The sequence below is a fragment of the Paenibacillus alba genome, assembly GCF_013204855.1.
Taxonomy (GTDB): domain Bacteria; phylum Bacillota; class Bacilli; order Paenibacillales; family NBRC-103111; genus Paenibacillus_E; species Paenibacillus_E alba.
Map to the genome: position 1 here is coordinate 132,518 of NZ_JABMKZ010000003.1, position 13,799 is coordinate 146,316.

The following is a 13,799-nucleotide window of genomic DNA, read 5'->3' on the forward strand; positions in this document are numbered from 1 at the left end:
GAACTCGCCTTGGAGCTAGAAGGTGAACACCAGCAGGCTTGGTGCTAGCCGGATCGTCTCACCCGCGTTAAGGGGCAGAGTGAACACAGGCAAAGAATGTCTTGTGTTAACTAGGGTGGTACCACGGGAATCTTACCTCTCGTCCCTAGCGATATCCGCTAGCGATGAGGGGTTTTTTGGTGCTTATAGCGCTTTGAACATAGGAGGCAATTGTAGATGACACAGGAATTGAAAGAAACAAGAGAAACGCAAGGTTATAATCCCCAAGCAATTGAGCCCAAATGGCAAGGCTATTGGGATGCTAAGAAAACGTTCAAGGTATTGGACAACTCGGATAAACCGAAGTTCTATGCGCTTGATATGTTCCCTTACCCATCCGGAGCAGGTCTGCATGTAGGACATCCGGAAGGCTACACAGCAACAGATATCGTATCACGCTTCAAACGGATGAGAGGCTTTAATGTCTTGCATCCGATGGGTTGGGATGCGTTCGGGCTCCCGGCAGAGCAATATGCTCTTGATACAGGGAACGATCCGCGGGAATTCACGAAGACCAATATTGACACTTTCCGTCGTCAAATTAAATCCTTGGGCTTTTCCTACGATTGGGATCGTGAGATCAGCACGACAGATCCGGAATATTACAAGTGGACGCAGTGGATCTTCATCCAGCTGTACAATAAAGGACTTGCTTATGTAGACGAAGTACCCGTTAACTGGTGTCCTGCGCTAGGAACAGTTCTGGCTAATGAAGAAGTTATTGATGGTTTGAGCGAGCGCGGCGGTCACCCGGTGATTCGCAAGCCGATGCGCCAATGGATTCTGAGAATTACCGAATACGCAGAAAGACTGCTGGAAGATCTAGAGGAGCTTGACTGGTCCGAAAGTATTAAAGATATGCAGCGCAATTGGATTGGGAAATCGACTGGGGCGGAAGTTCAATTCGCGATTGAAGGGCATGCAGAGAACAATTTAACTGTCTTCACGACACGTCCAGATACGCTTTTTGGAGCTACGTACTGCGTATTGGCACCTGAGCATGAGCTTGTCGCACAAATTACTACAGGCGAGCAAGAAGCTGCGATTAAAGAGTATCAAGAGAAAGCTTCCCGTAAAAGCGATCTTGAACGTACAGATCTGGCCAAAGACAAAACAGGTGTATTCACGGGCGCTTATGCGGTTAATCCAGTGAATGGGGCAAAAGTGCCAATCTGGATTGCAGATTATGTACTTGGCGGATATGGGACTGGAGCCATTATGGCGGTTCCGGGACACGATCAGCGTGACTGGGAGTTTGCGAAGCAATTCGATTTGCCGATTATTGAAGTCGTGCAAGGCGGAGATATTGAGAAGGAAGCCTATGCAGGGGATGGCGCTCACGTTAATTCCGAGCCGATCAATGGCATGAACATCGAGCAAGGGATCAGCCACATGATCGCATGGTTGGAGGAGCAAGGCAAAGGCCGCGGCAAAGTGACGTACCGTTTGCGCGATTGGCTGTTCAGCCGTCAACGTTATTGGGGAGAGCCGATTCCGATTCTTCACTTGGAAGATGGCACGATGAAGCCAGTTCCTGTGGATCAATTGCCATTGCTGCTTCCTCAGGTAGACGAAATTAAACCATCCGGCACTGGAGAATCACCGCTGGCGAACGTATCCGAGTGGGTAAATACGATTGATCCGGAGACCGGCATGAAAGCCCGCCGTGAAACGAATACGATGCCGCAATGGGCTGGCAGCTGCTGGTACTACCTGCGTTTCATCGACCCGCACAATGATCAGGAATTCTGCTCCCATGAGCTTCAACAGCAATGGCTGCCTGTAGACCTGTATATCGGCGGTGCGGAGCATGCCGTACTTCACTTGCTGTATGCGCGTTTCTGGCACAAAGTCCTGTACGACCTTGGTTTCGTACACACCAAAGAGCCGTTCCATAAGCTGGTGAATCAAGGGATGATCCTGGGCGAGAACATGGAGAAAATGAGTAAATCTCGCGGCAATGTTGTCAATCCGGATGATATCGTAAGCGATCAAGGTGCGGATACACTGCGTATTTATGAAATGTTCATGGGGCCGCTTGAAGCGACCAAACCTTGGAATACGACGGGCGTAGACGGGATCTACCGCTATTTGAACCGTGTATGGCGCTTGTTTGTGGATGAGAACGGTCAAGTTCAAGCCAAAATCAGTGCAGATGAGCAGTTGGGCAGCGATAGCTTCAAACGGACTTGGCACCGCAGCATCAAAAAAATTACTGAGGATTTTGAAGCTCTTCGGTTTAATACAGCCATCAGCCAAATGATGATTTTCGTCAATGAGGCTTACAAAACAGAACGCTTGCCGCTGGAAGCCATGAAGAACTTCGTTCAAATGCTTTCACCGCTTGCTCCTCACTTAGCAGAAGAGCTATGGGAGAAGCTTGGCGGCACGGAGTCCATCACGTATGAGCCATGGCCAACGTACGATGAAGCATGGACAGTTGATAATGAGATTGAAATCGTGGTGCAGGTCAATGGCAAAATTGTCGATCGAGTACTGATCAGCAAAGATACAGATGAAGCAGCGATGGAGAAAATCGCTTTTGATCTCGATAAAGTCAAAGAAGCGACCGCCGGAAAGGCCGTTCGCAAATTGATTGTCGTCAAAGGGAAATTAGTCAATATCGTTGTAGGTTAATAAGATAAGGGAGACGATGGGGAAGGCTATTGCTTCAAAGTAAAGCGAAGCTCGGCCTTCTCCAGATCCTCTTCATATTTGGCATGTGTCGCCGAAATGACCCGTGCGAATACCCCAGCAAGTTCTTCTTTTAAGATATGTAAACCTTCTTCTGTAATACCTCCCGGAACGGAAACACGCTTTTGCAAGGAAATTGGATTGAACCCCCCTGTTGTCAGCAGCTTACCTGTGCCAAGTGTCATTTCACTAGCTAACAGTGTGGCTTCCTCACTTGAAATACCGGTTGCCTCAACTGCAGCATCAATAAAGGATTGAATGAAATTGGCCAGAAATGCGGGGCCGCAGCTAGATAAATCAGAAGAAATGCGGGTATAATTTTCAGACACACAGATAGGCGAGGAAATATAGGCGAATAAGTTCTCGAGCCACTCTTTGTCTTCAGGCTGCATCCGATTTCCATGAATGCACAACGTGGCGCCGCTTAATACATAATTCGTGATGCTTGGGATAATTTTACTTATTTTAGCGGAGAGAAGGCCTTCCAAATGTTTGATCAGGACGGGACTTGTGATCGATACAACGAATTGAGAAGGAAGCACGTCCTCTTTAATTTCATCAATAACTGTTTTTAATTCAGATGGCTTCACACAAAGAAAAATGATATCGCTCTGTGCAGCCACTTCTCTATTCGATCGGGCAACTTGAAGCCCAGGATATGTCTGAGCAAGCAGCTCTACTTTACGAATCGTACGATTTCCAGCAATAATTTGCTCCGGATTGAAAGCCCCAGAATGAATAAAAGCTTCAATCAGAATACTTCCCATACTCCCAGTACCGATGAATCCTGCTTTCATCTAGTAATCCCTCCCGAAAAAAATCAGTCACTTTTGTGCATATTTATAAAACGGAGTCAGTTTAAGTTGCCATTCGGATGCTTTTTCATCTATATGCTCACAGATCATCGAATATGCTAGGAACGCTTGCTTGCCTGAAGAAAAGGGAAAGAATGGGGGGAATTTGTGAAGTTGGGTGGTTATAGAAAAGTTAAGGTTCTGCTGATCTTAGCTGTGCTTTGTTTATTGATCGGGGTCGTATGGCCATTCCTACGTGGCGGAAGGTCTCAGATCGAAACCGAGTTTGTCCCTATGAATAATCAAATGCAAGCGATGCTGGAAAAAGTGGCGGAAGAATCAATTGTAAGTTCGGAGTCCAAGCCAGTACATAGTGCTAGTCCTGCAGCCAAATCTACAGCAGCTATATTAGATTTGAATTCGGCTACATTTGAGCAATTAAACGAACTTCCCGGGATTGGGAACAGCAAAGCCCAGGCGATTCTGGACTATCGGTTGCAAAAAGGGCGATTCAGCCAAGTGGATGAATTGACGGAGGTCAAAGGCATCGGCGAGAAGATGCTGGAGAAATTAAAGCCGTTGGTGTATGTCAGTTCGCCATAGCCAGCTTTTATTTTGCTAGGAAGTATGAGAGAATACTAGAAATGAAAAAGGCAATCCATGTCAACGAATCAGGGGGCATGGGAAGGAGGAAACAGCTCCGTTATGAGCATTCGTAAAGATTGGGATACTTATTTTTTGGATATTGCTTACATGGCCTCTACACGCTCCAGATGCAACCGCCGGCATGTTGGCGCTGTATTAGTACAAGGAAAGAAGCTGCTCGGAACGGCCTATAATGGGGCCCCAATGGGCGTACCGGACTGCACGGAAGCAGGTTGTATGCTCGTGGAAGAAATTGAGCTGAAAGTTGTGGCGGATATCGAGGAAGTTATTCGCAAACAGCGCTGTATTCGAACCATTCATGCCGAACAAAATTTACTGCTATTCACGGATAGGGAAGATCGTGAAGGCTCAACAGTATATGTCACGGATCAACCGTGCTGGACCTGTGCGAACATGTTGGCAAATAGCGGTGTGACCGAGATTGTTTTTCATCGGGGATATCCGAAGGATCACGAGAAAGTCAGCGAGTTAATGGTGTCACGCGGCATTGCCTTCCGGCGAATGGAAGGCTACGAGCCTCCTCACGGAACAGTGTCTGAGGTTGTCAATTAAGCAGTGAAATTATGCAAAGCGAATGAGGAAGAACCTCTTTCCGGCTGTTGCCCATCGGGCAAGGCTGGAGAGAGGTTTTTTTCTTTGCAAGCAGAGGAGCTGGAGCATGACCAATCTTATGAAAAGGCCAGTTGTTCTAGGCTGCTGCCTGTGGATAACTGGGTATGTGCTTGCGCTATACAGCGAGCTCCGGTGGTTGACCTGGACGACGAGCGCGCTGCTGCTGGTCGCGCTGATCGTCATTTATGCGCTGCGGCTGCCTGGCAGACAGCCGCTGTGCGCCCTGCTGCTGGTCGGTGTAGCCTTCGGCTACTACCAAGGGGTCGACCAGCGCAATGTCACTGCGCTGCCGCTGGCGCAGCAGCAGCGGCTGAACCCGGACGGCAGCGAGGTCACGCTGCTCGGCCGTTTCTCCAGCCCTGTCACCGTCGACGGCGACAGGGCCAGCTTCACCGTGGAAGCGGCGACCGTCCGCTTCCAGGACGAGGCTTTCCCGCTTGGCGGGGAAAGCGTGCAGGTCTCGCTGCGCCTGCTGGAGCAGGCGCAGCAGGCTGGGGCGTCGGGCTGGCGCCGAGGCGACGCCTTGACGCTGACGGGGACGCTGCGCAGTCCGTCCCCGGCCCGCAACTTCGGCGGCTTCGACTACCGCCGATATCTGCGCCTTCACCACACCCATTGGCTGCTTGCGGCCAGTGGGGTGGATCAGGCGCAGGTCGAGCCTGCGGCAGCGCGCTTCGGCATCGTCCAGCTGCTGCGCTGGAACGATGAGCTGCGCGATGCGCTCAGCAGGCGCATGGACCTGATCTTCCCCGCGCCGCAGGCGGGGTTTATGAAGAGCATGCTCATCGGCCTGACCGATGATTTGGATCCAGAGCGCTTCCAGCAATTTTCGGAGCTGGGCTTGACCCACATTTTAGCTATCTCGGGCCTGAATATTGCCGTCTTTCTAGGGGTATGCATAGGGCTGATGCGCCGAATGAAGTTAACCAAGGAAACCTATCTGCTAATCTGCATCTGGCTGCTGCCATTTTATATTTTATTGACGGGAGCTTCGCCCTCGATTGTAAGAGCCGGACTCATGTCCATGGTTGGACTCTTTGCAGCCCGCAAAGGCTTGATGAAGGACGTCCTGCATATTATGGCGATCGTTGCTTGGATTATGCTGCTGTGGAATCCCTATTATGTGCTGGATATCAGCTTTCAGCTCTCTTTCTTGGTCACATTAGGGCTTATCCTTGGCGTCCAGCGCGTGAATGATTTGCTTATGCCATGCATTCCCTCTTCCATACTGCGAAATACCGCCTCCATTACCCTCGTTTCGCAAGTGATCTCGTTTCCTGTTTCGATCTATTATTTTAATCAGTTTTCGTTATTGTCTTGGCTGGCGAATGCCATCTTGGTACCTGTCATCAGTTTGGTGGTGTTCCCGGCAGGACTGCTTGCTACCGCTTCGGGGATTGTGTATGTGCCTGCTGGGAAAGGGCTGGGAATAGGTATCTCTTGGCTCAATGGGGCCATCTTCTGGTCGACAGATCAGCTTCAACAACTGCAGGTGTTTAAGCAAATTTGGCCAACGCCAAGCCTGATCTGGATCATTTTGTATTACCTGCTGCTGGTTGCGATCTATTGGTTATGGCGGCGTTTAGCTGAGTCAAGGCTAGAGCAGCAGCCGGTAAATCTGGAGAGTCCTCAAGCCCGAACAAAATTTAACGTTCCGATGTGGTTGGGTTGTACCTGCGGATGTTTCCTTATGTTGCTTTGGATAGGCTATACGCCGGAGCGATGGAATCGAACAGGAATCGTCCAGTTTATTGATGTTGGTCAAGGTGATGCGATTCTCATTCGTACGCCGTATGGAAAGCACATCTTGATTGATGGCGGGGGAACGCTGACTTTCAGGAAGGCAGGAGAAAGCTGGAAGACGCGAAAGGACCCCTATGAGGTTGGAGCTAAGCTGTTAGTTCCGCTGCTTAAGAAACGCGGTGTTCATCAATTGGATCTTGTTGTGCTCACACATGAGGATGCCGATCACAGCGGGGGATTGCAGGCTGTTGCTTCTCAGATGCGGGTTAGCCAATTCCTGTTTAACGGCACCTTTAAGCCTGGGGCTCAAACCGCCCAATTATTTGAGACGCTGGTTGCGCGCAAAGTACCGCTTTTGCCTGCCAATGCCAGTCACTGGATTCAGCTTGATCCGCAAACCAAATTTCGTATCTTATATCCCATGGAAGAGGAGGCGCAGCAGCTTGAAATTGTGAAGGAGCAAAATGCGCAATCCGTCGTTTTTTTATTGGAGATGCAGGGCACGCGTTGGTTGTTTACTGGCGACATGGAGAAGGAATCGGAACGGAAGGTACTGGACTTTATGAAAGGACATCCTGCGTTCCTAGAAAGGAATTCAAATGGAAATAAGGATGCCGCACATCTGGTGGATGTTTTGAAAATTGCCCATCATGGCAGCAAAACGTCAACCACGCAGGAGTGGCTCGATTATTGGCGGCCATCCTTGGCGGTTATTTCTGTAGGTGCTGTGAATAGCTATGGCCACCCTGCGCCTGATGTGCTGCAGCGCTTAAATGAAGGCGGCATCGCGGTATTTCGAACGGATCAGATGGGAGAGGTGCAGGTGGAGGTTAGGGAAACTGGCCTATTTTTCAGAAAAAAGCTATCTGGGCCGTAAGGCATAGGGCTTTATTTACAAGTGACAGCCAATGTTACATAAAATTGATTGAAATGGTCATTTTTGGGAAGGGTTTTAATGGATTGTGTCGAAATTGTAAATCGACCGTTTGCTAATTACATAAATCGACATGGTGGTGGGATGATTAATGTCAAAAAAATCCAGCGTACGTCTGTCCAAATTGAAATCAGTAGGAATGAAGATTAGTTTATCGATCATTGCAAGCAGTCTATTCTTTGTTATCTTCATGGGTGTTGCCTCGTACCAGATTTCGAAAAATGTGATGCAGACAAAAGTTACAGATGCTTCTCTCCAAACGATTGTACAGGCCGAGCAGAAATTGGATTTTGTCTATCAATTGTATCAGAAGCTGTCTCTTCAGCTTGTGATGGATGCTCCACTTCAGCAGCAAGTCGGGAAGGCTTCAAATTTAAAAAAAGATTCACGAGAATACAATGAAAATATGTCAATCTTAGAAGCAACGTTATCGGCTTACTTATATTCCAATGAGGGTATCCAGTCGATGGAATTGTTTACGTCCGATGGGGATATTATTCAAACCAAATCGAGCTTGATGTCTGAGAAAAACTATGCTGATCAAGATTGGTTTAAGGCTATTGTTGCCAAAGACGGAGAGCCGTTATGGTTGTCCACGAAGCCAAAGGACAATCGCAATACAACACCTGTAATTTCAGTTGGAAGTCTCATACATCAAGCGAATTCCAATGAATACTACATTGCTTTGTTTGATATCAGCTTGGATATTGTTAAGAATCAGCTCGCTTCTATTCAAATGGGGGACAGCGGGGCGATTCAAGTTGTAGATGGGGCAGGACTGGTTGTTTACAGTCAAGATTCCGCTCAAATGGGGGCTGCTTCCGGCTACCCGATCCGCGAAGAAAGCAAAGGCAAAAAGAGCGATTCCTTTGTTTCAGCAGATGGAACGAAACAAATTGTTTTGTCCAAATCAGAGGCGACTGGCTGGTTCACGGTCGGTATTATTCCGATTCATGATCTGACCAAAGATATGGAAGTGATCTATAATTTAACGCTTATTGTTTCCCTATGCGCGTTAGTTTTGGCCGCAGGGGTCGGATATTTGGTTGCCAGAATGATTGGGAAGCCATTGGGCCATATACGGAATTTGATGGAGGATGGAGCCGGAGGAGATCTGCGCATTCGTGTACAGACCAAATCCAAAGATGAAATCGGCCAATTAGGCAGCAGCCTCGATGCGATGATGAGGCAAATTACGGAATTGTTCAAACAAACGACGCATTCTTCCGAGGAAGTGTTGCAAACGGCTGCAGAATTGTCCGTGTCCTCCAAGCATACGGCTGCGGCAGCAAGTGAAATCGCCGCAGCGATCAATGAAATTTCCGGCGGTGCATCGGGCTTGGCCGCTCAGGCTGAACGAGGGAATGAGCTGACGATGCAAATCGGACAACAAATTACCAGTGTTGTACAAGCCAATGAAGTGATGGGGATTGCAGCAGAGGAGATGGAGAGCTCAAGCAGGACGGGGACCCGCTATATGGAAGAGCTTATCGCCAAAACTAGCATGACCGAAGAGATGACACGTTCGATGGTTGAGAAAGTCGATAAATTGAAGGATAGCACGCTGTCGATTCGAAAAGTGCTCGATATCTTAAGCCAGATGACCAAGCAAACGAATATTCTTTCGCTTAATGCCACCATCGAAGCCGCGCGCGCCGGGGAAGCGGGGAAGGGATTCATGGTCGTAGCCGATGAAATTCGCAAGCTGGCCGATCAGTCTCGCAAATCAATTGAAACCGTAGGACATATCACAGAAACGATTCAAAATGAAGTCATTGATACAGTGGCCGTTCTTTCGGAAGCCTATCCGATATATCAAGAACAAATTCAATCTGTGAAAGAAGCGGATTTGCTGTTCAAACAAGTGCAGGGGAGAACGGTTAGTTTCAGGGAACAATTGGGTTCCGTCAGTCAAACCGTCTTGAAGCTGGAAGCATCGCAAGGCGTGCTCAGTGATACCATGATGAGCGTTGGTGCGGTGTCCGAGCAGTCGCTGGCTAACTCTGAGCAAGTCGCTTCTTTAAGCTCCGATCAACTTAGCATTAGCAAAGGGCTGGTGCAGCTGTCGGACAAATTAGAGAAGCTTTCCGTTGCTCTCCAAGATTCCTTATCCAAGTTCAAAGTTTAAAATAGGAACAGCCCAAGAAGACGGTTTCCGGTAAAGGAATGTCTTGTTGGGCTGTTTTATTTGTTTCGTTTTATTCATTTTCTTTGAGCAATGCTTCTCCATAGTTTGTAGACTGCTGATCAACTTGTTCAGGTACGGCTGTTTGCATCCATGGCGGGTCGCCATATTTATGCAGCATTTGATTGATCGAGTAAATACCCAGTGGAACAACGTAGGACAAGATGGTGCAAAGCACGACTAAACCGGATGGAATTAAGCCAATGAAAGATGACCACATGGTCTTATCGCTCCTTTGAGACTTCAAATATATTTCCAACTCGTCGGATAATAACCTGAGCCTGTACTTCAACCTCCGTTTGGGAAAATAGATTCGAACCTGTATCCCAATTCTCAGAGATTGGCTTCCACATTTTGTAGTGATTTTCAAATAGATACGCGCCGAGTCCCAGAGCATCTTTCTTGTAAGTCTTTTGAAGTTTCGCAATGACTTTATTCGAATTCTTGATGAGTGTTTCTTCCAGTTTTTTTTGCAAGGATTCCAGTGTTTTGGATTCTGTTGGATCGCCGTCGGTAAGCGATTTATCGAGAACACCCTCAGCAACTAGTTTAATTGTAAATTTAAAGTGGTCTGGGCTTGTCTGTTTAACGATGAATTTGCGTCTTGCTCGCTCGACCTTAAAACCAATGATTTCATCGCCAAAATTAGCTTCAACAATTCCGCCCTTCACTCCTTTGGTGATAAAGTTGAGACCTTGCGTTTCTTCCCCATTCAAGAATCCAACCAATTGATTGGTTGCACCATCGAATAAGGCACTCCCATTCAAGCTTAGATCTTTATTTTCTCTTTTTACTTTTTGTATCACATAGCTTTCGCGTTTGATTAAACTCTCGTGGACATCTCCAATTCGCGACTGAGGCAGCATGTAGTTGGTTTTTTTATTATTTTTGGCAATCGAAGAGATGTAGTCAATCGGTGTGGTTTCATTGTTAGGCTCAATATCCAGGATATCCGACGCTTTTCCTTCCGCGATCAACACTTGGACGCCTCGGCGCATCTCGCTGTTCCTTAGGAAATAGTCCAGCATGCTGGGGAAAGCGGCTTTACTCTTCGCCACCTCGCTGGAGACAATGATAACCTTTAAATGTTCGAAATAAGGAGTGCGGCTTGTTTTGGCAGCCATTCTTGCGGCTATAGCGGGCATGGAGTTTTCCGAAGTTGAAATGTTGAAATAGGCTTGCGTGGCATGAGGCGCACTATTATTTTGGGTATTGCTTTGCTTCAAACCGCCTGGAACCATCATTTGAAAGGTGCCTGTGTACAGGTTTTTTTCTCCTGCTTCTTTATAGTCCACGGCAACCCCTACAACAAATCCTCGATCATTGATTTCTACGCGATCCCAGCACCCTGTTAAGAGCAAGACGGCACAGCCAAGTCCTAATAAGGTTGATAGGGCTTTAAGTGGCATCACTTTTCACTCCTCGAAGCTTTGCAACCATAAAAATGATGATAGGAAACAAGATGCTGACGATGACGCCGTAATGTGTGATAACGCTGCTTATTTTACCAAAATCCGTTAAGTTTTTTGGAAACATGCAAAATAAATAAATGACTGGACTTAATAGAAAAACCAATTTGATATGTTTTTTTTTAGGGAAAATCGAATGGAGCGCAAACACAGCACAATCAAAGGCCATAACGGTTGTTGTAAATACAGTCATTATCCATATTGTAAAAAAAATCGATTCAAACCGTTCAAAAAATTCGCCTGGAATTTGCATTTCTTTGGCTAATTCTACTGCGGGGTAAGTAATTTCCTGCAATGTCATCTGTGAAAATACGCCTACACATACAAGATAGATAGCTGCGTACAAAATGACGGGGAGTAGAATTCCGAAGACTACGGCTTTTGGGGCATCCTTGGGGCGGTTCATCAAGGTGATATAGAATAGGATGATTTCAAACCCCAAGAGCGAAAAGGTCGTATTTTTAATCCCAACGGTTATCGCTTTCCAATCGGTGATGAGAAACGGCTTTAATTCTTTGGAATCAACGATTCCCAGACTGAACAGAAGGACGAGTACCGTTATGGTGATGACAATCGGGATAAACAGGATATTTAATCGAATAAGGCCAACACGAGCGCCTGATACCCCATACACGACAACAAGCAAGAACGCTAAGGAAATGACTTCGACAGGTGTATTTTCAAATAAATATTGCTTGGAAATATTGGCTATCGCTCTAACCTCGTAGGCGGCAAAGCAGAGAAAATAAGCGGAAAGGGAAAATACAGCAACGATTGCGAGAGGTTTCGTAACGGCCGCAGTCGCATAGGCAAAATAGCCCTGTTTGCTAAAGTGAGTCGCAATATAGGCAAGCAGCCAGGCAAAGCCGGCGGCGATAATGCCTGCAAAAAAGATGGATACCCACCCATCCGACGATTGGACGGTTTTCGCCAAATCCCGCGGCAGCATAATGACGCCTACCCCAATAATCATCGAGGAAATGGTAATCACCATATCCAAAAAGCCGATCTCTCGATCTCCGTATTCAAAGGTTTTCATATTATTTTCTCCTCGGCAGCATGCGTTCTTCATTTTTGGTTTGCAGCATTTTGGGCCGTTTTCTCAGAAAGAAAAGGGGAGCCCTCAGGATGAGATCTTTCCAGTCGCGAATAAATATCGGCGCAAACGGCGTTGAGTACGGAATGCCAAAGCTCTTTAGATTAACGATGTGGATGTTGATCATAATGTAAGCCAGAATGATGCCGTAAAGCCCGAAAACGGCGGCAACCAGCATAATGCCGAACCGCATCATGCGCAGTGATATGGCGAAGGAGTAAGACGGCAAGGAGAAGGAAGCAATAGCTGTGACTGCTACCACAATGACCATAACGGGGCTGACCATGCCTGCGGCTACCGCAGACTCTCCGATGACTAGTCCCCCAACGATCCCTATGGTTTGACCAATTGGCTTCGGCAGCCGCAAGCCTGCTTCTCTGAGCAGTTCCAAGGTGAATTCCATGACAAAGGCTTCAATGACCGCGGGAAACGGCACACCTTCTCGCGCCCCGGCTATGGAGAAAGCTAGTTTGGAGGGAATCATGCCATGATGAAATTCGAGTAAAGCAATATAAAGAGCAGGCAAGAAAGTAGCGATGAAAGCGGAAATCATCCTTAAGGCGCGAGTTAGGGTACTAATCAGCCAATTTTGGTAAAAGTCTTCGGGTGATTGCATGCTGGAGGCGAAGGTAATCGGCAAAATGAGAGCGAAAGGGTCCCCATCCACCAAAATGCCCACTCGTCCCTGGAGAATGGAGCCAGACACTTTATCAGGCCGCTCTGTATTCAAAATAACCGGAAAGGGACTAAGAAAGCTGTCCGCGATCCACTGCTCTAAATATCCGGACCCTTCTATATCGTCGATATCAATTGTGTTTATTCTGCGCGTAACCTCCTTCACCAGCTCAGGATGGACGATATCCGCGATATAAGTAACGACAACTTCTCTTTTCCCTCTACGTCCGACTTGATAGGTATCGAAGACGAGGTTTTTATCTTTAATTCTCCTACGGATCATTGCCGTATTTGTCCTTAGATCCTCGGAAAAGCCTACACGGGGACCTCGAATGATGGACTCTGTTTGCGATTCTTCAACAGCGCGTGTTTTCCAGCCGCAGCTGGAAATTAGTATGCCTTGCTGCAGTTTGTCGAGCAGAAGAAGGGTGTTTCCAGACAATAAAGCCGTTAGCATGTCATCCACAACATCTTCGATTTCAAGATCATATGTCGTTAATATTTGCTGCGTCAAAATGGTCATCAGTTCAGTAGGAGACGCAGCTGTATGTTGATAAGAATGGAGCATCGGTTTGAGCAGCTGGTCATTGATAAGCGTGGTGTCCACCAGTCCGTCAAAGCTGACTAACGCACAGGGATGCTGTTCCTCGCCAATGGTGAACTCTCTTATCATCAGATCGCTTGGGTTATGCAGCTGCATTTTAATCATGGCGAGGTTATCTTGTAATTCAAGAGCAAGTCCTTGGTTGGAAGTGGAAGCGGATTGATTTTTTTGAATTTGCGTCGTTGCCGGAATGGTTGCTCGTCGGATCGGTTTTTTGCCGAATAATTGTTTGAACATGATGTGCTGCCTCCCATGTTACGCAAATGCATACCTTCAATATTTACCTTT

At 47.3% G+C, this 13,799-nt stretch carries 10 protein-coding genes and 1 other annotated feature (1 of these 11 cut by a window edge); of the genes, 5 read left to right on the forward strand and 5 right to left on the reverse strand.

Translation table 11 applies throughout. The features are described from left to right. Positions 1-150, forward strand: a binding site (T-box leader); it begins 87 nt to the left of the window's first position. A 66-nt stretch (positions 151-216) separates the two neighbouring features. Next, positions 217-2,676: a leucine--tRNA ligase gene (gene leuS / locus HQN90_RS04180; RefSeq protein ID WP_173216617.1), complete on the forward strand. Its 2,460-nt coding sequence runs from the start codon at positions 217-219 to the stop codon at positions 2,674-2,676. 26 nt (positions 2,677-2,702) lie between these two features. Here the strand turns inward: leuS and comER are convergent, their stop codons facing one another. Next, positions 2,703-3,530, reverse strand: coding sequence for a late competence protein ComER (gene comER, locus HQN90_RS04185; protein ID WP_173216618.1), 828 nt, complete (start codon positions 3,528-3,530; stop codon positions 2,703-2,705). Positions 3,531-3,701: 171 nt separating this feature from the next. On the opposite strand from comER, the gene HQN90_RS04190 reads away from it, so the two are divergent. The 4 genes from HQN90_RS04190 to HQN90_RS04205 all read left to right on the forward strand — a co-directional run bounded on the left by HQN90_RS04190 (position 3,702) and on the right by HQN90_RS04205 (position 9,610). Next, positions 3,702-4,130 (forward strand): ComEA family DNA-binding protein, encoded by a 429-nt coding sequence (locus HQN90_RS04190; protein WP_246362064.1) that lies wholly within the window; start codon positions 3,702-3,704, stop codon positions 4,128-4,130. A 102-nt stretch (positions 4,131-4,232) separates the two neighbouring features. Further along, on the forward strand, positions 4,233-4,745 hold the full coding sequence (locus HQN90_RS04195) for a deoxycytidylate deaminase (RefSeq protein WP_173216619.1): 513 nt from the start codon (positions 4,233-4,235) through the stop codon (positions 4,743-4,745). Positions 4,746-4,851: 106 nt separating this feature from the next. Continuing rightward, the gene (locus tag HQN90_RS04200; protein WP_173216620.1) at positions 4,852-7,425 is read left to right on the forward strand and encodes a DNA internalization-related competence protein ComEC/Rec2; all 2,574 of its coding nucleotides are present in this window, start codon (positions 4,852-4,854) and stop codon (positions 7,423-7,425) included. A 148-nt stretch (positions 7,426-7,573) separates the two neighbouring features. Beyond that, positions 7,574-9,610, forward strand: coding sequence for a methyl-accepting chemotaxis protein (locus tag HQN90_RS04205; protein WP_173216621.1), 2,037 nt, complete (start codon positions 7,574-7,576; stop codon positions 9,608-9,610). A gap of 70 nt (positions 9,611-9,680) precedes the next feature. Here HQN90_RS04205 and HQN90_RS04210 read toward each other — a convergent pair whose 3' ends face one another. The 4 genes from HQN90_RS04210 to HQN90_RS04225 are packed head-to-tail and all read right to left on the reverse strand — an operon-like array spanning position 9,681 to position 13,748. After that, complete coding sequence (locus HQN90_RS04210; protein ID WP_173216508.1) at positions 9,681-9,887, reverse strand: hypothetical protein; 207 nt, start codon at positions 9,885-9,887, stop codon at positions 9,681-9,683. 4 nt (positions 9,888-9,891) lie between these two features. Next, positions 9,892-11,076, reverse strand: coding sequence for a Ger(x)C family spore germination protein (locus HQN90_RS04215; protein ID WP_173216622.1), 1,185 nt, complete (start codon positions 11,074-11,076; stop codon positions 9,892-9,894). Next, positions 11,066-12,175: a GerAB/ArcD/ProY family transporter gene (locus HQN90_RS04220; protein ID WP_173216623.1), complete on the reverse strand. Its 1,110-nt coding sequence runs from the start codon at positions 12,173-12,175 to the stop codon at positions 11,066-11,068. The genes HQN90_RS04215 and HQN90_RS04220 overlap by 11 nt, the downstream gene beginning before the upstream one ends. Position 12,176: 1 nt before the next feature. Continuing rightward, positions 12,177-13,748 carry a spore germination protein gene (locus HQN90_RS04225; RefSeq protein ID WP_173216624.1) on the reverse strand — a complete coding sequence of 524 codons (1,572 nt, stop codon included), beginning with the start codon at positions 13,746-13,748 and terminating at the stop codon, positions 12,177-12,179. Between the last annotated feature and the right edge of the window lie 51 nt (positions 13,749-13,799).